The 19,507-nt window shown below is 46.6% G+C and carries 18 protein-coding genes; 7 read left to right on the top strand and 11 right to left on the bottom strand.

The annotated features are described in order from the left end of the window. Nucleotides 1-302: 302 nt before the first annotated feature. From AC6I8U_RS21560 to AC6I8U_RS21540, 5 genes are all read right to left on the bottom strand, one after another. On the bottom strand, nucleotides 303-788 hold the full coding sequence (locus AC6I8U_RS21560) for an Lrp/AsnC family transcriptional regulator (protein WP_128649976.1): 486 nt from the start codon (nucleotides 786-788) through the stop codon (nucleotides 303-305). 122 nt (nucleotides 789-910) lie between these two features. Then, the gene (locus AC6I8U_RS21555) at nucleotides 911-1,144 is read right to left on the bottom strand and encodes a hypothetical protein (protein WP_042475162.1); all 234 of its coding nucleotides are present in this window, start codon (nucleotides 1,142-1,144) and stop codon (nucleotides 911-913) included. Between the two features lie 310 nt (nucleotides 1,145-1,454). Further along, nucleotides 1,455-4,511, bottom strand: a complete 3,057-nt coding sequence (locus AC6I8U_RS21550) for an efflux RND transporter permease subunit (RefSeq protein WP_498018475.1) — start codon at nucleotides 4,509-4,511, stop codon at nucleotides 1,455-1,457. After that, nucleotides 4,511-5,569 (bottom strand): efflux RND transporter periplasmic adaptor subunit, encoded by a 1,059-nt coding sequence (locus AC6I8U_RS21545; protein WP_498018474.1) that lies wholly within the window; start codon nucleotides 5,567-5,569, stop codon nucleotides 4,511-4,513. The genes AC6I8U_RS21550 and AC6I8U_RS21545 overlap by 1 nt, the downstream gene beginning before the upstream one ends. After that, complete coding sequence (locus AC6I8U_RS21540; RefSeq protein WP_498018473.1) at nucleotides 5,569-6,642, bottom strand: efflux RND transporter periplasmic adaptor subunit; 1,074 nt, start codon at nucleotides 6,640-6,642, stop codon at nucleotides 5,569-5,571. The genes AC6I8U_RS21545 and AC6I8U_RS21540 overlap by 1 nt, the downstream gene beginning before the upstream one ends. Nucleotides 6,643-6,910: 268 nt before the next feature. Here AC6I8U_RS21540 and AC6I8U_RS21535 point away from each other — a divergent pair, with 268 nt between their 5' ends. Continuing rightward, on the top strand, nucleotides 6,911-7,633 hold the full coding sequence (locus AC6I8U_RS21535) for a TetR/AcrR family transcriptional regulator (protein ID WP_498018472.1): 723 nt from the start codon (nucleotides 6,911-6,913) through the stop codon (nucleotides 7,631-7,633). Between the two features lie 102 nt (nucleotides 7,634-7,735). Here the strand turns inward: AC6I8U_RS21535 and AC6I8U_RS21530 are convergent, their stop codons facing one another. After that, entirely contained in the window at nucleotides 7,736-9,628 is a 1,893-nt protein-coding gene (locus tag AC6I8U_RS21530; RefSeq protein ID WP_498018471.1) for a PTS fructose transporter subunit IIABC, read from the bottom strand. 426 nt (nucleotides 9,629-10,054) lie between these two features. Here AC6I8U_RS21530 and AC6I8U_RS21525 point away from each other — a divergent pair, with 426 nt between their 5' ends. Then, nucleotides 10,055-10,885 carry a helix-turn-helix transcriptional regulator gene (locus tag AC6I8U_RS21525; RefSeq protein WP_498018470.1) on the top strand — a complete coding sequence of 277 codons (831 nt, stop codon included), beginning with the start codon at nucleotides 10,055-10,057 and terminating at the stop codon, nucleotides 10,883-10,885. Here the strand turns inward: AC6I8U_RS21525 and AC6I8U_RS21520 are convergent. Together AC6I8U_RS21520 and AC6I8U_RS21515 are read right to left on the bottom strand one after the other, a co-directional pair. Beyond that, nucleotides 10,877-11,674 (bottom strand): PTS sugar transporter subunit IIA, encoded by a 798-nt coding sequence (locus AC6I8U_RS21520; protein ID WP_498018469.1) that lies wholly within the window; start codon nucleotides 11,672-11,674, stop codon nucleotides 10,877-10,879. The genes AC6I8U_RS21525 and AC6I8U_RS21520 overlap by 9 nt on opposite strands. Before the next feature lie 3 nt (nucleotides 11,675-11,677). Next, complete coding sequence (locus AC6I8U_RS21515) at nucleotides 11,678-11,989, bottom strand: PTS fructose transporter subunit IIB (protein ID WP_128649979.1); 312 nt, start codon at nucleotides 11,987-11,989, stop codon at nucleotides 11,678-11,680. 242 nt (nucleotides 11,990-12,231) lie between these two features. Here AC6I8U_RS21515 and AC6I8U_RS21510 point away from each other — a divergent pair, with 242 nt between their 5' ends. After that, on the top strand, nucleotides 12,232-12,816 hold the full coding sequence (locus AC6I8U_RS21510) for an NAD(P)H-dependent oxidoreductase (RefSeq protein WP_498018468.1): 585 nt from the start codon (nucleotides 12,232-12,234) through the stop codon (nucleotides 12,814-12,816). Nucleotides 12,817-12,888: 72 nt separating this feature from the next. Here AC6I8U_RS21510 and AC6I8U_RS21505 read toward each other — a convergent pair whose 3' ends face one another. Beyond that, complete coding sequence (locus AC6I8U_RS21505; protein WP_498018467.1) at nucleotides 12,889-13,824, bottom strand: helix-turn-helix domain-containing protein; 936 nt, start codon at nucleotides 13,822-13,824, stop codon at nucleotides 12,889-12,891. Nucleotides 13,825-14,019: 195 nt separating this feature from the next. Here AC6I8U_RS21505 and AC6I8U_RS21500 point away from each other — a divergent pair, with 195 nt between their 5' ends. From AC6I8U_RS21500 to eat, 3 genes are read left to right on the top strand one after another with little or no spacing between them, the layout of a single operon-like run. Beyond that, entirely contained in the window at nucleotides 14,020-15,429 is a 1,410-nt protein-coding gene (locus AC6I8U_RS21500; protein WP_498018466.1) for an ethanolamine ammonia-lyase subunit EutB, read from the top strand. 10 nt (nucleotides 15,430-15,439) lie between these two features. Beyond that, nucleotides 15,440-16,306, top strand: coding sequence for an ethanolamine ammonia-lyase subunit EutC (gene eutC / locus AC6I8U_RS21495; protein WP_498018465.1), 867 nt, complete (start codon nucleotides 15,440-15,442; stop codon nucleotides 16,304-16,306). 11 nt (nucleotides 16,307-16,317) lie between these two features. Then, nucleotides 16,318-17,718: an ethanolamine permease gene (gene eat / locus AC6I8U_RS21490; RefSeq protein ID WP_498018464.1), complete on the top strand. Its 1,401-nt coding sequence runs from the start codon at nucleotides 16,318-16,320 to the stop codon at nucleotides 17,716-17,718. A gap of 60 nt (nucleotides 17,719-17,778) precedes the next feature. Here the strand turns inward: eat and AC6I8U_RS21485 are convergent, their stop codons facing one another. Beyond that, nucleotides 17,779-18,423 carry a DsbA family oxidoreductase gene (locus AC6I8U_RS21485; RefSeq protein WP_498018463.1) on the bottom strand — a complete coding sequence of 215 codons (645 nt, stop codon included), beginning with the start codon at nucleotides 18,421-18,423 and terminating at the stop codon, nucleotides 17,779-17,781. Between the two features lie 134 nt (nucleotides 18,424-18,557). Between AC6I8U_RS21485 and AC6I8U_RS21480 the strand changes: the two genes are divergently transcribed. Then, nucleotides 18,558-18,926, top strand: coding sequence for a winged helix-turn-helix transcriptional regulator (locus AC6I8U_RS21480; RefSeq protein ID WP_498018462.1), 369 nt, complete (start codon nucleotides 18,558-18,560; stop codon nucleotides 18,924-18,926). Between the two features lie 59 nt (nucleotides 18,927-18,985). Here AC6I8U_RS21480 and AC6I8U_RS21475 read toward each other — a convergent pair whose 3' ends face one another. Next, nucleotides 18,986-19,483 (bottom strand): DUF6515 family protein, encoded by a 498-nt coding sequence (locus AC6I8U_RS21475; RefSeq protein ID WP_498018461.1) that lies wholly within the window; start codon nucleotides 19,481-19,483, stop codon nucleotides 18,986-18,988. Between the last annotated feature and the right edge of the window lie 24 nt (nucleotides 19,484-19,507).

Genomic DNA, 19,507 nt, shown 5'->3' with positions numbered 1-19,507 from the left:
GGCGAACTCCTCAACAACCGTCGCTTTTGGACTCAAGCAATACGTAACTAATCACTACAGCAACTTATTGTTTAATCGAAATTTTCGTTTAATTTTAGTGTAGGACTGTTAAATCACATTTCTAATTTATATACATCATTTCTTAACAAAAAAACTCAGATATATAAACACTTAGCCACCAGAGATTGCGCTAATTCTCAAAAAAGAAATACGTACTTCTCTGGCGGTACTCATGGGCTGAAAGAGTCTGTGACGGGAGCGTTTATATCAACGCAGGATAGGTAATGGTTTGTCTAATTGCGTCAAAGTGTGTCAAGGAGGTCAGGGTTCACACCAAAGCCGGTTTTATGTTCTTCTATGACGACTTCGCTGCGAGTCTGAATAACTCCCGGAAGCGTGCCGAGTTTGGTTGACATAAAGGATTGATAAGACTTCATGTCTTTGGTGCGAACCTTGATCATGGTGTCAAAGTCACCTGACAAGGAATAGCACTCTTCTATTTCCGGCATAAGCTCAACAGCTTTAGCGAACTTTTCAAAAATGGAGAAACTCGTCTGATCCAGACGGATATGAATAAAGACCTGAACATCCAAGTTCAACTTTTCTGGGTTGAGCTCAGCATGGTAACCAAGGATGAATCCCTCTTTCTCAAGCCGTTTAACGCGATCAGAACATGGAGACGTCGTAAGGTTGACGAGTTTGGCCAACTCGACAATGGGCATACGACCTTTACGGCTGAGTATTCGAAGGATTTCCAAATCGATTTTATCTAAAGCAAGCGAAGCCATTGATTTAACTCAAGTGAATTGGAGATTTCACGATTGTAAATCAAAGGTTATGCCTGTAAATAGACGTGAGATCACAAAGTTGTGACAAATTCCACTAATCGATAACAGTTTACAGTGTGAATCTAAGCCAGATTCGTTTGACCAGTGATAACTGGTTTTACAGACTCTTGATTCTGAGTATTGCAAACTCGGCAATACAGTTGGCGTTCTAACTTGTAGTAACCACTACCGTTAACCAGTTGAGACATAAGCATTTGGAAGCTTTGAAGCGCGGATGAACTGTCGTTATGACTGCGGCGCATGACTGCTTTATGGGCGGTATCTTTCTTGCACGCTGCGCAGTAGTTAGTCGGCATGTGAGGTGTCTCCATTTGCATCTGATCGTTTCGTGACCATATTGTGTTGAAAGTGGGTCGAATTACAAAACGATCATGCCAAAAAATGTGGTTGGTATTCCAAAATAACGTCATTATTTTGCGAAAATTTGATCAAGATTTCGAAATTAACTTACAAATAACTCGGTAAAGACGATGAATACGGAACTCGTCCGCAAAAATCACAAAAATGGCGTCAAAATGCGAGAAGCGGGTTCAAAATTCACATCCTTGTAACGCAAAAAAGCCTGCAATTAATGCAGGCTTTTCGTCATATCCACTGTAATTTCAGTTATTTCGCAGGTTTTACCTTAAAGAAAATAGCGAACAATACAGGAACAACGATGAGTGTTAGTACTGTTGCAAAGCCAAGACCTGCCATGATCGTGATCGCCATTGATCCAAAGAACGCATCAAACACCAATGGAATCATACCCAAGATGGTAGTCAGGGCTGCCATACTCACTGGGCGCACACGACTCACCGCGCTATCGACAATGGCTAGATACGGGTCTTTACCACTTTCTAACTCAAGGTTGATCTGATCCATCAATACAATCCCGTTTTTCAGAATCATACCGCTCAAGCTCAATAGTCCGAGCAACGCCGTGAAACTAAATGGCATGTTTGATAATAAGAGACCAAATGCAACACCGATAATAGACAGTGGTACAGTTAACCAGATCACCAACGGCTTTTTGAACGAGTTGAACAGCAACATAGTGATGATAAACATCAATAGGTAGCCCATAGGCAACGATTTAAACATCGCTTCTTGTGCATCTTTAGACGACTCATACTCGCCGCCCCATTCGATCGTGTAGCCAGCAGGTAAAGGCAGTGATTCTACCTGTGGCTTAACACGAGCGAACAAACTCGCTGCTGTCTCATCTCCAAGTACATCATGGTCAGCCAACACCGTTAACGTACGTTTTCTGTCACGACGCTGAATGATTGGCTCTTGCCACTCAAGCGTCACATCATCAATCACCTGCTCTACCGGGACATACGTCTGCAGCATTGGACTCCAGATAGAGATGTTCTGCAGTGATGCGTAATCGACACGCTCAGCTTCCGTTAGGCGAGTAACGATAGGTAGCATTTGTGTGCCATCGCGGAACACGCCAATCGTGTTACCACCAAAGGCTAATTGTAGTGTGCTCGACAGATCTTCTTTAGAAATGCCTAAGCGACGTGCCTTCGACTCATTGAACTGAGGAACCAGCTGTTTCGTACGTTCACGCCAGTCGTGGCGAACGTTTCGTGAACCCGGATCTGCGAGCAAAATGTCTTCTACTTGAACCGCGATATCACGCAGTACTTGCGGATCAGGTCCCACAATACGCGCTTCTATCTTAGACGCAGGTGACGGACCAAACTCCATTAGCCTCAGCTGGAATGTTGGCGCAGCAAATTCATGGGCAAGTTCCGAATCCAGCTTGTGCAGCAGCTCAAACATGTTGTCTCGGCTCGTAGTACGAACCTGCAACTGCGCGTAGCCCTCGTAGCTTTTCTCTGGCTGATAAGTCAACATGAAGCGTTGCAAGCCCTGACCTACTGAGGTCGATACAAACTCCACATCGCCTTGCGACTGAATGTACTCTTCAACTTTCTCAGTTTGTTTCAAGGTCTGACGGATATCCGTACCCTCAGGCATCCACATATCCACGAAGAACATTGGCGTATTCGATGGTGGGAAGAACGACTGCTTCACCAAACCAAATGCCATCACAGCCGAGACCAGCAGCGCAATCATACCCGCGACCGTCAACCAGCGAAGCTTAAGAGCCAACTCCAGCGACCAGCGGAACACCGTAAACAGCACGCCTTTATATGGGTCTGCATTGTCTGCTTGTTCATTCTTGTTCGACTCTTTAAGCAGCATGTCTGCAAGGAACGGAGTCAGTGTCAGCGCCGTAATCCAACTTAGGAACAGCGAGTAACAAAGTACCCAGAATAGTGAGCCCATAAACTCACCCGTCGCATCTTGCGAAAGACCGATAGGTGCAAATGCCGTAATCGCGATCACTGTTGCGCCGAGTAATGGCCACTGAGTCTGTTTAGCAATACTCATCGCTGCCTGCTTCTTGGTTTGACCTTGTTTTAGTCCAACCAAAATACCTTCAACAATGACGATGGCATTGTCCACCAGCATACCCAGAGCAATGATTAGCGCGCCCAAGGAAATACGATGAAGCTCGATGTTGTTGATACTCATCATGATGAAGGTACCAAACACGGTAAGTAGCAATACTGCACCAATAATGATGCCACTGCGCATACCCATGGTGAACAGCAGCACCACGATAACGATGCCCACCGCTTGAGCCAGACTCACAACAAAGTCTTGAACCGACTTATCAACTTCTGCAGACTGGTTATAAAAGTAATCAAGATGAATACCTGCTGGCTTGATGCTTTCTAGAGCTTGAAGCTCGGCATCAAGGGCTTTACCTACCTCAACCACGTTCACGCCAGAGCCAAACGAAATCGCCAGGTTAATGGCAGGCTTACCATTAAAGGTAATTACATTCGATGGCTTCTCTTGAATGCCCTTAGAGATGTCAGCCACGTCTTTTAGACGAATCAAGTTACCTGTGTCACGACCATGAATGATCAGGTTTTCCAATGACTCAACAGAGTCCAAGCTGCCATTAGGACGAATTGCTAAACTCTCGCCGTTGATCATGATTTCACCCGCAGATTGGACGCTGTTTTGTTGGTTCAACAGTCCCATCACGGTGTTCATGTCTAGGTTAAGGGCAGAAAGGCGCTCCAATGATAGCTCGACAAATAGCATCTCTTGTTGATTACCAGAAATATCGACTTTACCAACGCCATCGACCAACTCTAGCTCTCGGCTAAGGTAATCCGCGTAGCGCTTGAGCTCGACATAGTCATAGCCATCGCCCGTTACCATGATCATCACCCCAAACACATCACCAAAATCATCGATGATCTGAATTGAGTTAACGCCAGCAGGCAAATTTGGACGCAAATCATTGATCTTACGACGCATTTCATCCCAAATTTGCGGAAGCTCGTCCGGGCCATAATCCATCTCCATACTCACCATGATCTGAGAAAGACCGGCAGAGGAGGTGGATTTGATGTTGTCGATATAAGGAAGCTTGCGGATCTCTTTTTCTAGCGGATACGTGAGTTCTTCTTCAACCTCAGTTGACGTCGCCCCCGAATAGGTAGAGATAACCATGGCATCTTTGATGGTAAACGCAGGGTCTTCTAAACGCCCTAAGTCGTTAAACGATTGAATACCACCGATTGCTAAGATAACTAGAAACAGCCAGCTTATGACGCGGTTTTTAATTGAATACTCGGTAAGACTCATTATTTATTGTTCTCCATGAGCGCTACTGCTTCACCGTCTCTCAGTTTTCTTAAACTAGAGCTAATCAAAATGTCACCTTGGCTCACGCCAGAGTCGACAATCACACCGAAGCTGTTGACTTGATCAACGCGCACTGGCGTTTTTGTAGCTACGCCTTCTAGATGTTTCCACACAAAAAATTCGCTCGGCTGGTCGCCTGCCTCTAGCACTGTCATTGGCAATTGGTAACCTTGAATTGTGCTTAGTCCGGCAGCCACCATATCAACGTGCACAGACACGCTCGTACCCGGCAAGATTTTGGCATCTGGCTGAGGCATCTGAAGCCAAAGCTCGTAGGCACGGCTCACTGCATCGGGCTCGCTAGAGTGCTCTAGATACTCCATGGTGTAGCTTTTATCCTGACCAGAGAAGAAAGCTCTTGGCTCATAAGCATCTCGCTGTGCTTGTGGCGTAATAGAGGCCAGAATATGGTCGGAGAGGCTGATCTTCACATAGACCTTGTCATCTTGATAAATCGAGACCACAGTTTCACCTGGACCAACATTCTCAAAACGCTCTTTGTCCACTTCCGCGACGACGCCAGCAAATGGCGCTTTCAAACTGGTATACTGAATCTGATGCTGAATATTCTGATATTGCGCTTTGGTAAGCTGTCGGTTAGAGGTCAGCTCATCTAGCTCAGAGCTCGAGATCATTTCGCGAGAGTAAAGCTCTGCGCCACGACGTAACTGCTTAGTCGCCAACTCATACTGAGCTAGTGCATCACGATATTGCTGCTGGAGCTTTTTGTCGTCGAGCTTAGCGACCACTTGACCCTTCTTCACTGATTGTCCCGGCTTCACAAGGAGATGAGCAATCTCACCCTGAATTCGAAATGACAGGTTTGTTTGCTCTGCAGTCACCACCTGACCACGAAACTCGCGATACTGCTGCTCAACAGGCTTAGACACTTCAATAGTCTCAACCATCAAAGGTGCTCGTTCACGTACGGTGATATCCGAATAGCAGCCCTGAAGCGTGAGAGCTGCCAGTCCGATTGCAATAATTGACTTTTTCACTAGATACCGCCCTCACGAGTCCATAGTTTTACGCGTTGTCCTTCCACTAGATTGGCAGCGCCTGCAACCACAATTTGGTCGCCTTGCTGAAGTCCCGCGGTTACCGCACCAACCTCGTTGGTAGAGAGTTGGACTTGATGAATTTGCTCCGTTTCTGGATCAAAGCGCCATACTTTTCCGCTGCTGTCTTGTTGGCTAATCCAAGCGCTTGCAGGTAGTGAGAACGCTCGCTCTTTGGCTTCACTTTGAATATGCACTTGTCCTGACATGCCAGACAGCACATTGATGTTTGCAGGCTTAGCAATGGTTACCGCAGCGGCATAGCTGTTGGTATCAAGATCAGGCTGCATCGCAATTTCGCGAAAACGCGCTTCGATTCGCTGGTTGCGATGGCTATCTAAAGTCACAAAGAAATGCTGGTCTTTTAACTGCTCAAGGGTCATCGCCTTCACCTCTGTCACTGGAATCGTGAAGGTAACATCCAAATCTTGGCTGCTAATAAGGTTCAAAATAGGCTGCTTCGCACCAACAACTTCAAAAGGCTTTTGATACGTCAGCGATACCACACCATCAAATGGCGCGATAATTTGGGTATAACCTAGGTCAGCTTTGGCTTGGGCAAGGGATGCCTCAGCGGCTTTAAACTGAGTTTCGTTGCGGTCAAACTCATCGGCACTGATCAGCTTCTTGGCAAAAAGCTGCTTAGCGCGTTTAAGTTGAGATTCCGCCAAATCAAACTCAGCCTGTCTTGCATCCAGCGCGACTTGGTAATCGGTAGGATCAAGCGTTGCCAAAATCTCACCTTTATTAATCGCCTCACCCATCTTTACGTCTATGGATGAAATTTGCCCTGCTACTTGAAAAGAGAGTTGCGCACGGTCTGTTGCATCAACCTGCGCTAGGTAGCTGTTTACAGGAGCAAAATTGAGTTCTGGGACCTCCACCACTTTAACAGGCTTAATCACAGGCTCATTGATTTCTGATTGTGCTTGGTTGCACCCAGACAGACCAATGGCTGCCAAAACGGGGAGCACCAGCATGCTGGTTTTTTTGAATAGACGATGGGTTTTCATAATATTCATCCCAAATTATATTTTACGGGTGTGCAGTAAATTACTTTACAGTTGTGCAGTATATGTATAATTTGAAGGAGATCAATAATTATTGCACATGCGTGCAGTATAATTTTTTCGATGACATTCATCGCTTTTGGTTATAAGAGCCTAAAACGCGTTGATTCTGTGAACTTTCTGCTTTTTGCATCAGCTTTGACGCACATCTTGTCGATAGATATGCAATTGCAGTACCCTATATAGGATTGATTAATTAAAAAGGTATCGAGTGGAGAAGAAGAAAGGTCGTCGCAGCGCCATGGCGGCAGAAGAGACGAAAAACCTGATCATGACGGTCGCCGCAGAAATGTTCTGCGAACTTGGGTATGAGCGAGTTTCTATTCGTAATATCAGTGAACGCGCTGGCGTGTCGCACAGCTTGATCCGTCACCACTTTGGTAGCAAAGAACAAATCTGGTACGGCATCAGTGACCACATGCATGCTTACATGCAGAAGTACATTTTGAATCTACTCGAGCAACTCCCAGAAAATACACCCGCTAACATCAAGCTATACCGATTTGCCTGTGAAATGCTAGCCAACCTAATGGTGGTGCGTCAGCCAATTCAGCTCATCGCAGACGCTATGCGTCAAGAAAATGAATTTTTCGACTATTTCATTGATAGTAAAGGTGAAATTGAGTGCATTGTGATGGCATTAGTCGACCAATATAACCAAGACCGCAGCGATGGCGAACATTTTGAAATGCGCGAGCTTAAATGGCAGATGATGCTATACGCCTATGGTTCTGCCTGCATGATGCCAATGCTTAAAGAGACCTGGTCCGAAGAAGCAACGGAAGAGGATGAATGCCTGCTCAAACATTGGCAACTATTCGAACAGTTGACAGCACATATGCTTCAAGTAGAAGCAAAAGACCGCTTAACACCAACTAAGATAACAGACCTTATTTATCACGTTGAATGCGATTGGGGCGAATGCCCGATGTAAGCAAGTTTCATAAAAAAAGCCCCATTTATGGGGCTTTTACGTTAGAGGCGCGGGGGGCACCTTTAGGAGCTCGTTGACAGCATAGAGTGTAGAGTTTACTAATTACGCCGCAGCCAATTGAACTTTTTCTACACGCATTTTCTTCAAGCTAATGCAAACCAAAGCAGTCACAACAGTACCAGCAGCCATACAAACTAGAGCAAGCAGTGGTTTGTTCATCGCACCTAGTAAAGCAACAACTGGACCGCCATGGGCTACGCTATTCGTGATGCCGAATGAGAACGCCATCACTGCTGCAACCATCGAGCCGATTACGTTAGCAGGGATGACCGACATTGGATCTTGCGCTGCGAACGGTATCGCACCTTCCGAAATACCGACTAGGCCCATCGCACCTGCAGCTTTACCCGCCTCAAGTTCTGACTCTTCGAATAGGTTGAACTTACGACCAAGTACTGTTGCTAGTCCCATACCTAACGGTGCTACTGGGATAGCACACGCCATCGCACCCATGAACTGTGTCTGACCACTGGCAATCATGCCAACTGAGAATAGAAACGCTACCTTGTTAAATGGACCACCCATATCAAAGCCAGCCATACCGCCGAGTACGATACCCAGCAAAATAACACTGCCAGTACTCATGCTAATTAGCATCGCATTCAGACTGTCCATTAGGCTCGCAATCGGTGCGCCAATAACAAAGATAAACAGCGCAGAGATAAACAGTGAACCCGTAATTGGCGCAATCATAATAGGCACCAAAGGCTGGATAAACTTGTGGTAATTACGCGTCGTTACCCATTTGACGAAGTAACCGACCAACAAACCCGCGACGATAGCACCGATAAAGCCAGTGCCTGCTTCAGCACCATAAAATGAGCCGTTGTTTGCAATCCAACCGCCAATCAAACCAGGAGCCAAACCAGGGCGGTCAGCAATCGCATAGGCAATATAACCAGCAAGGATAGGAATCATCAGCGTAAAGGCGACAACACCAACATCGAGCACCTTATTCCACATGCTGCCATCAGGAATGGCCATACCCGCTTCTGTAGGTTGACCACCAATCGCCAATGCTAAAGCAATCAGCAAACCACCGGTCACAACGAACGGAATCATATGCGATACACCGTTCATCAGATAACGATAAAGATCAGAACGCTTTGACGAGTTATCAACAGACTTAGCAGCTGTCGCATCGGCAACAAAAACCGGAGCGTTTAGCGATTTTTCTATCAGACCTTTTGCATCGCTAATCGGCGCTTTAACACCAGCCTCAATGAGTTTTTTACCAGCGAATCGATTCATATCAACTTGTTTATCTGAAGCGACAACTATCGCATCCGCTCTAGCAATTTCTTCGGCAGTCGGGGCATTTTTAACACCGATAGAGCCATTGGTTTCGACCTTAATTTGGTAACCAAGCTCTGCTGCCCCTTTTTCAAGCGCTTCAGCAGCAAGATAGGTGTGCGCAACCCCTGTTGGGCATCCGGTAACACCAATCAAAAAGCCTTTGTTAGCTTCAGGCAGATCGTTGTTAGATTCTGATTTTGCGAGTAATAATTCGAGAGCTTGCTGCTCAGATTGAGCGTTAAGGAAGTTTTCAATAAACCCTTCTTCAATCAATTTCGAAGAAAGCTCAGCAAGTACTTCGATATGATGCTCTGAGCCGCCGTCAGGGGAGGCGATCATAAAAAACAGTTTCGATAGTTGACCATCTTCCGCACCATAATCGATACCAGTCTTACTGACACCGATAGCTACCGCTGGCTCACTAACCGCTTTACTCTTCGCATGGGGCAGAGCGACGCCATCCTCAAAACCGGTATTGCCGATTTCTTCTCGTGCATAGATGTCTGCTAAGAACTGGGGTTTGTCACTGATTCTACCTTGCTCTGCTAGAAGCTCTGCCATCTCGGAGAAAACTTCATCCTTGCTGGTCGCTTTTAGATCTAGGCAGATCAGTTTTTCATTGATGAGATCCGTAATCATAATGATTGTCCTATTTAACCTTGTGTCGGGAGGTTGGACTACAAGATTCTCTTTCCCAGTTTTTATTACCGTGCATGTCACCGGCGCTAGAGTCGAGAAGTGATGTAGTCACTCGATAGGATAATTATCCGTAGATTTGGCAATATTTTTTAGTGCACCAAGAAGGCTTTTACTGGATTATTGTAACCATACTATTTTAGTGTGAACTAGCTCAATATAAACAACTAGTCCATCGGCTTAAAATAAATGACAATATATTAATATTTTACAATAACTTATATTGATTCGTGTTTGAGACAAGAATCGAGAGACATTTTCTTGTCATACCTTTCTAGAGCTTTGTAACCTACTCTAGAGTGAGAATAAGCATGACGTGAATCACGATTTTTTCTGTTTTTGCTCTCGTTTACTGGAGAAACTGTCGCCATGTTCCACCACCTAATTGAAACCCTGATCTCTGAAAGAGAGCATTTCAACCGCATCTGGTTTGCGGCCGATCAGTTAACGCCCCCCGCATTTAGCTATCAGGTCAACTTCCCACGCTTAGAGTTGGTTATTAGTGGTGAATATGAAAATGAACTCGAAGACCCTGAACAAGGCATTTCAACCATTAAGGTGCTTTCTGGTGATGCGCTCTATATCCCACCCAACTGTTGGAACAAACCCAACTGGCAAGGGGATTGTTCAGTGCTGAGTTTGCTGTTTGGCAAACGTCAAATGGGTTTTAGTTTAGTAAGTAAGCGTGAGGGAGAAAAAGGGTTCTATGATATCCAAAAACACAGTATCCAGACCCGTACCGGGCATGCTATCGACCATATTTTAGAGGCATTGAACGCGATTGCTCGCGAGCCCCAAAAGTCACCAATGGATGAACATCTACTGATGGCGCTGCTTTCCTATAGCCAATCTATGGTGTCCGAACCCTCGGACAACCTGAAAAGTGGTGACCTCTATCAAGGTATCTGCATCTACATTCAAGAGAACTTTCATCGGACTATCACGAGAAGCAGTATTGCCCGCCGTTTTCACATCAGCCCCAACCACCTTTCACGGCTGTTTAGGCAGCATGGACATATGACTTTGGCTGATTACATTACTTGGGTACGAATGGAGCGCGCGAAGTTCATGCTCAAAAAATACGATTTTAAGCTTCAAGAAGTCGCCACCCGATGTGGCTATCAAGACGTAAACTATTTCTTCAGGGTATTTAAATCTCGCTCAGGGCAGACCCCAAGTGAGTATCGCCAATCACTGTGAAGATTGGGCGCGTTGCCCCTTTACAAGTTGATGGGTGAGAATGGCTCTTATCGCTTCTGGCTCACGACTTGTGGTCAAGAGATGGCAGAACTCCTCATCCAGAAGAGACTTGGTTAAATGGGTAAAACTAACCAATAAGGGTCGGGTAGGAGGAGATGGCAAAATTAGTGAAATGACCAGCGATACTGGCCCAAGTTTCGATGATTGCCAGTCCATAGGCTCTGCCGACTTAATCACGACCAACGTCGCCCTCTCAATCAATGGAGTGATGATATGTGGCAGTGCAATCTTTTTTCCTGTGGCAGTTGATGAGTGCAATTCGCGGTTAAGAAAATCTTGTTCCAGCTTAGCACTATGTTCTTGACTTGCTAGGCTGGCAATCGTTGCAAGTACTTGCGCTTTGTCGGAGTCCTCGACGCGAGCAAAGTGATAATCAAGCTCGAAGGGTAACTGAAAGGTGCTAAGCGCTTTGAGAAGCGACAGGTTTGCTCGCTTGTTAGAGCGGTGCGCCGTGTTGACCAACATAAAGTGTTCAGCGACAAAGTCCATCAACACCATGCAGGCAAGCTCGGCGTCAGAGCCTTCTATGTGAAGTTGGCACAGATCATCTTGTTTTCCTGCGAGCGCAAAGACTTTAAGCGCGTGTTCAATGTTGGCACTGTCCCAGCACGTCAAGTTGTGCAATATCACCACAGAACGAAACATACCGCTCAAGGTTTTCAATCGATTAACCTTCCAACCCGAAAAACCATCCTCAGGCAGAACGAATGTAATTCGACGCTCTATCATGCTCTAACGACTAACCAATTCAACGCAGCGCTGAAGTACAGATTCGACATCAGTAAGGACCTCTTCGATCGTTACACAATGTATTTTGCTACCCGTGAAGCGCGCTCGATGCTCCACTTCAATGTCAGAGGCAATCAATACCAAGTCTGCATTAGCAATATCTTGGGTACTCAGTTGGCTCTCTATTCCCATTGCGCCCTGAGTTTCCACTTTAACGCCTATGCCCTGTTTTTGAGCAGCCTTACGAATGGCGTCTGCTGCCATATAGGTATGAGCGATGCCTGTCGGGCATGCGGTTACCGCAACAACCTTCATTGTTTTGTCTCTGTTTGATAAACCACAATTCATTGAGATTTAGATTACTAAGTTGTTGATTGAAGGTACACAATCAAGATCAAAAACTGTGTGATCAACGATGACCGTTCTGTATCTAGAGAGTCAAACACCAAGGTTACTAAAAGTATACTAATTGCAATTGGTTTTTAGGTTACCGTAAGATACCACTCAAGCGCTCGGAGTGATTCCTAGCCAACGTGAAACTAAGAGGTCATTAAACCATGAGCAACGTACTTATTATCAACGCACACCAACCTTATCCATTTTCAGAAGGCAAATTGAACGCGACACTCGTCGACAAAGCCGTGACACTTTTGCAGAGCAAGGGTCACCAGACTCGCGTGGTCACTATGCAAGAAACCATTGATGTCCCTGCTGAACTTGAAAACTTCAAATGGGCAGATCGAGTGATTATTCAATCACCAGTGAACTGGATGACCGTGCCTTGGAGTTTTAAAAAGTATATGGATGAAGTGTTCACCGCAGGTATGGGTGGTGACCTTTGCTTATTTGATGGTCGCACCGAAGCAGAACCGAAAAAGAACTACGGTACAGGCGGTGTTCTGAAAGACTCTAAGTACATGCTATCGCTTACCTTCAATGCTCCAGAAGAGTCATTCAATGACGATTCTGAGTATCTATTCCAAGGTAAAAGCGTCGACGATTTGATGTTCCACATGCACGCTAACTTCCGTTTCTTTGGCATGCAAGCGCTACCAACGTTTGCGGCGTATGATGTGATGAAAAATGCAGATATCGACAATGATTTCGCTCGATTTGAAGCGCACCTGAATCAGCACTTCTAACGATATCAAGCTTAAAGCACATTATTACTATGGCGGTTCAAACGGCCGCCACAGTTGATGAATCATCTGAATCTAACGTTGTGTAAGCGTCGCAGACGGATTCTCACCAAACAGCTTTTTATAGTTACTGGCGAAGAGTCCTAAGTGATAGAAGCCATGATTGAACGCGATCTCATAAACGGAGTGCTCGCCGTCACTAGTAAGCAAAGCCCTGCGAGCTTGGTTCAACCTCACTCGCAGGAGAAACTGGTGGGGTGACATGCCACAGCAAGAGTGAAACGTGTTTTGTAACGTTCTGCGACTCACATGTACGGCACTGCAAAGCTCGCTGATGGTTATTGGATGAGACCAATCACTACTCTCTAATGTTTGCTTTACCCGCTTCATGACTTTGGCACGTTGAAACAAAGGCTCCATTGAATCTTTGCTACCGTGAGACGAGCAAAGGACATCGGCTACAAAGTCCAAAAGTAGTGATTCATGAGTATGGTAAGACCAACCTACCGGTTGATTCGATAGCAATATCGAGAGGTAAGCTTTAAGTTGATGAGCATGAGATGTCGATACTACTTGGCTGAGCGTTACCAAACTCTCTGTCTCGACATCCAAGTGGTCGAGAATAGAACCCAAGGCTTGCTCGTCCAGCACCACGCCGTAAATCGAGAAATCTTCCGGCGTCACTAGCTCAAAGTCCAGTCCACCCGCGCGAAGCAACATATCGTCAGCGTCTTGCTGGTGATGATTCAGATACAGAGACTTATCAGTCGCACTTAACCCCAGCCACAGCCCGCCTTTAGTGACTTGGCAATCCTGCCTTAAACCTCGATTGCTCTCTTCACGAAACACATGAACCTTAGAAAAGCGTCGCTCGACAATACGACCATGATACGCACCATCCGTGATCTGATCATAGGCTTGGGCCCAATTGAACAATTCGTCTGCTTGTTGGTTTGCATCATTTGAGGGACGAATGCACAACTCTGGCGCAAACTTGCAAATGTCATCCATCACGACTACTCCTTCCAAAGGGATTCTTGGTGCCCAACCATGGCGCAAAATCTATTTAACCCATTGTTTAATAAAAAATTTAATGATTGCCATTTTTTGATATACATCTGGAACGCTATTCGCAAACTCACCCATTAGCTGCGAGACACGCTTATTGATAAAGGCAGCAAGAATCGAACCAATAAAGGAGTCGTCATGACAGCGAAGCACCATCGACAACCCTATCGTCGACAGCAAGGAAACCATGTATTTACGTTTAGTTCGCTTGCAGAACTGATGGCGAAAGCCACCCCTGAACGATCTGGAGATGCCTTAGCTGGAGTATGTGCAGAGTCTGCAGCAGAGCGCGTAGTGGCGCAGATGACGCTTGCAGATTTACCGCTCAAAACGTTTCTCAATGACGTCGTGATCCCTTACGAGAGTGATGAGATTACCCGACTGATCATCGATAGCCATGACAAACAAGCCTTCTCACTCATCGAGCACCTCACGGTAGGTGATTTTAGAAACTGGTTACTTAGTGATCAGGCTGACTCGGAAACACTGGCGCAAATAAGATCAGGGCTTACGCCAGAAATGGTAGCGGCGGTGAGCAAAATCATGCGCAATCAAGATCTCATCCTAGTCGCTAAGAAGTGTCAGGTTGTGACTGCTTTTCGAAATACGATTGGACTGCCGAGACGCCTTTCCACTCGTCTGCAGCCCAACCATCCAACTGATTCGCTCAATGGCATTGCCGCAAGTATTTTCGATGGCCTGATGTACGGGAATGGAGACGCCGTCATTGGCATCAATCCGGCAACGGATAACGTTCCTCAAGCGATAAAGCTGATGCAGCTTATGGATGAGGTCATCCAGCAATATCAGATACCAACTCAGTCCTGCGTTTTAACTCATGTCACTAATACCATTGAAGCCATTGAGCTAGGAGCGCCCGTCGATTTGGTGTTTCAGTCGATTGGTGGGACGCAAGGCACCAATGACACGTTTGGCATCAATCTTTCTATTTTGGAAGAAGCACAGCAGGCAGCGCTGTCGCTCAATCGCGGTACGGTGGGTAACAACGTCATGTACTTCGAAACGGGTCAGGGCACCGCACTGTCTGCTAACGCTTTTCACGGCGTTGATCAGCAAACTTGTGAAGCAAGAGCCTATGCGGTAGCACGCCAGTTTGACCCATTGTTGGTCAACACCGTTGTGGGCTTTATCGGCCCAGAATATCTGTTTGATGGTAAACAAATTATTAGGGCGGGACTGGAAGATCATTTCTGCGGGAAATTGCTGGGCTTACCGATGGGCTGTGACATTTGCTACACCAACCATGCCTACGCCGATCAAAATGACATGGACAATCTACTCACTTTACTCGGTGTCGCTGAGTGCTCCTTCATTATGGGGATCCCAGGCTCTGACGACATCATGCTTAACTATCAAACCACCTCATTTCACGATGCACTCTACGCTCGAAAGGTGCTTGGCTTACGACCTGCCCCCGAGTTCGAGAAGTGGCTGGTAGATACCCAGATTTTTAACGATGTCGATAAAGTGCGTCTAAACGACCAACTTGCCACCCCATTCTCTAATGCCATCAAACAGGTTAGCTAAGGAAAGTGACATGACAAAGGTAGTCAACATTAACAAAGCGTCAAACTCTGTGGTGACCAGCCCTTGGCAGAAACTGCGTAGCTTGACCTCAGCACGAATCGCACTGGGCAGAACTGGCAACAGCATCCCGACCGACGCACTGTTGTCGTTTCAGCTTGATCACGCCCAAGCGATGGATGCAGTACACTGCGCGCTAGATACTCAAGCCTTAAAATTCGAGCTTGAGCAGTTACCAATACTTCAGTCCATCGCGTCAGGAGAAATTCAAGCTGTCGAAAGCAAAATAACCGATCGCTTAATGTACCTTCAAAGACCCGATTTAGGGCGTCAGCTCAGTGACGCATCTTGGGCAAAACTGAAAAAACAGGCGTCCACATCTCAATCCCAACCCGACCTCGCTATCGTCATCGCCGACGGATTGTCATCAACGGCAATACAGAATCACGCCGCTCCCTTTTTAGAGCGACTTCTTCGAAAACTAGACGAAAGCAAATCATGGCACTTAGCTCCCATTATCATTGTCAAGCAAGGGAGAGTCGCTATTGCCGATGATGTCGCTGAATGCTTTAACGCTCGTATGGCGCTTATTTTGATAGGTGAAAGACCCGGATTATCTTCACCAGATAGCATGGGATTGTACCTGACGTGGGGCGCAAAACGAGGCGCCAAAGACTCTGAGAGAAACTGTATCTCAAATATTAGGCCTGAAGGCTTGAGTTACGACGACGCCTGTCAGCGAACGCTATACCTGCTCGAAGAAGCGAGGCGACTACATCTATCTGGTGTCGATCTCAAAGACCGCTCTGAGATTGACGACAACAGCAGTTCAACACTCAACCAAACCAACTCTAACAATTTTCTTATCAACCGTTTGTAGAGGGATCTACTATGACCAAACATCAAGAATACTTGTCGAAAAGACAGTTAAAAAGAGGCACCGCAGGGTGGATTTTACTTGCAGGCCTCGGAGTCTCTTATGTCATTTCTGGCGACTTCGCTGGCTGGAATTTTGGCATCGCACAAGCCGGCTGGGCAGGGTTTCTGATTGCTGCCATCGCCATGGCCGTCATGTACTTGACTTTAGTGCTCTCACTCGCCGAGATGTCCGCTGCCATTCCTGCCGCTGGCGGGGGGTACAGTTTTGCTAGGCAAGCTATGGGGCCAACTGGCGGTTTTGTCACTGGGCTGGCGGTACTCATCGAGTATGCGCTAGCTCCGGCGGCCATCGTCATCTTCATTGGCTCTGCGGTGAATGAGTTAATAGGCATCGATGGGCCCGTCGTTTATGCGCTATTTTATGCGGCATTTATTGGTATTCACCTATTTGGTGTCGGTGAGGCGCTCAAGGTTATGATGGTGATTAGCGGTCTAGCCGTTCTCGCTATCATACTGACCGCAGTTGCACTCATTGGTCACTTTGATGCCAGTAACCTGTTTGACATCGCACCTGCCACTGCAGCAGCGACAGAACTCCTACCTTTTGGTTGGTATGGTGTTTGGGCTGCACTGCCCTTTGCGATGTGGCTGTTCTTAGCCGTTGAAGGGGTGCCTCTCGCCGCAGAAGAAGCTAAAAATCCAGCGAAAGACGTACCAAAAGGTATTATTGGCGCGATGGTATTCTTACTCGTCACTGCCGCACTCGTTGTCTTTCTACTTGCAGGCGCTGCGGGTTCAGAGCTGATTGGCGCAAGTGCTGTACCTCTGGTCGATGCGTTAAAAGTGACGAACAACCCTACGATTGCGACCTTAGTGAACATGCTTGGACTTGCTGGCCTTATCGCCTCATTCTTCTCGATTGTTTACGGCTATAGCCGCTTGGTTTTTGCACTATCCAGAGCTGGGTATCTGCCGAAAAGCTTATCTTTAACGAGCAAGAACAAAGTGCCATCTCGCGCTCTGATTGTTCCAGGCATCTTTGGATTTGCTGTGTCTCTTACTGGCGAGGGAGACTTGATTTTGGCCATGGCTGTTGTTGGCGCAACAGTGTCCTATGCCTTGATGTCGCTTAGCCACATCTTACTGAGAGTGAAGCAACCAGACCTTGAGCGTCCGTATCGTACGCCGGGCGGGGTTGTTACCTCTGGGATCTCACTCATCTTATCGCTAGTCGCACTTACCGGTGTGTATGCGTTTGACCCATCGGCGTTCTATATGACATTTGGACTGTTTGTCATTGGTGGGGTTTACTATGGCCTTTATAGCCGCAACAACTTAGTTGCATCTAGTGCAGAAGAAGAGTTTGCAATGTTGTCCGTCGCAGAGCAGGAACTCAATGCTGATGTAGGTTAATGTCAACAAGGGTCAGACATTGCGTTCGCAATGCCTGACCCTCTCTATTCATTTGAACGGCTATTTATCAAGCAACTCTTGTAACACCTGCTTATAAACATCAACCGGCTGAGCACCCGTCAATGCACTCTCTCGGTTGAACACCACCGTTGGGACAGAGCTAATACCCGCTCGCTTCCACATATCTTCTGCTTGTTGAACTTGCAGACGTGCTTCTGGGTTGTCGAGAAGTTGTAGTGCCTCTTGGCTGTTTAGTCCAACTGCTTGTAGCTCAGTAGCTAATACTTCGCGGTTACTAATATCTTTCCCCTCACCAAAGAACGCACTGAAAAGTCTCAGTTTTAGCTCAGTTTGTTTACCTTGTGATTTAGCGTACTCAAGCAAGATGTGCGACTCGAACGTATTAAGCATTTTCATATCGTCGTCGTACTGGAATCGGAAGCCCAGCTCTGCGCCTAAGTTCGTCAGGTTTTCACGCGCACGAATACTATCTTCTTTTGTCGTGCCATATTTCTCTGCCAAGTGCTCACGAAGATTTTGACCTTCCAACGGCATATGAGGATTGAGCTCAAACGGCTGCCACTCAAGATCGATACGATCCTCGGCACCCAGTTCGCGTATCGCCTGCTCTAGTCGCTTGTAACCTATGATGCACCATGGACACACAACATCCGATACGACATCCAGTTTGATTTTTTGGCTCATAATGACTTTCTCTTTGTTGATACTTTCTTATATTGAAATTCTTTCTTTTATTGAATTTCTAGTGACTAGGTATATTATGGTGACCTATATTTCTGTTTCAACCAGTTACCATTTGGTGACCTAGGAGCTTTATCGTGGAAAGCCAAATCAAGATTGATAGTCGCGGGCGTAAGTCGGTAGAAAACGTCTGCTCAGAGCCCTGTGCGATCGAGAAAGGCATGCGCCTGATAGGTGGTAAGTGGAAGGGCTCCATTATCTATCATCTCAAAGATGGTCCGGTGCGTTTTAATGATCTAACGCGCCTGCTAGGCGGCGCTAGTAAAAAAATGGTCGACCAGAGACTGAAAGAGCTTGAGCTGGAAGGCATGGTGGAGCGCAAGGTTATCAGTGATAGGCCGATTGCCGTCAGTTATGAGCTTACCGAATTTGGTCAAAGTGCGCTGAAGATACTCGACGATCTGCGTATTTGGTCAGAGACGTATGATATCCAACTTCGTGCCTAAGCCTGATAGATCAAGAAGAGGGAGCCTAGCGGCTCCCTCTTCATATCAAACAACGCATACTATAGCTGTGGCTCGACAATGACGAACTGACTGGTGCCTGCAATAGGGGCATACCAGTCTCCACCATCGACATAAAAGGTCGCGCCGTCAACGGTAACCGTCGTTGCATTCTCTGGCACTAATTGGACGACTTTACCCTGCATTCCCGTTACCGTTGACTGACTCTCACTATTCACACCAGCTTGAATCTGAGGTTGCGCAGAAACGGGTGGCTGTTCTACATAAATGTAGGTGTCATTACTACGCTTGTAATAAGCGTTGTCTATTACCGCATAGCTAATTCCAGCAATCAAAACAAACGTTGCGCCTTTAGGAAGTTTTCTATAGTGAAAACTGCGGTGCACTGGCGCTTTTTGAACTGGCTTAAACGCGGACTTCACCACCACTGGCTTCACTTTCGACGGTGGGACAGGGATCTGCTTGGCAGCGGCTGGAGCAACCAACGCGGCAAGTAAAGTGCCAATAATCGTTCGTTTGATGTTAAGTTTACGAATCATGCATCTCTCCAATTTGTCCTTTGC

This window comes from Vibrio sp. KUL80 (assembly GCF_059725495.1).
This window is presented reverse-complemented; position numbering and strand designations above follow the sequence as displayed.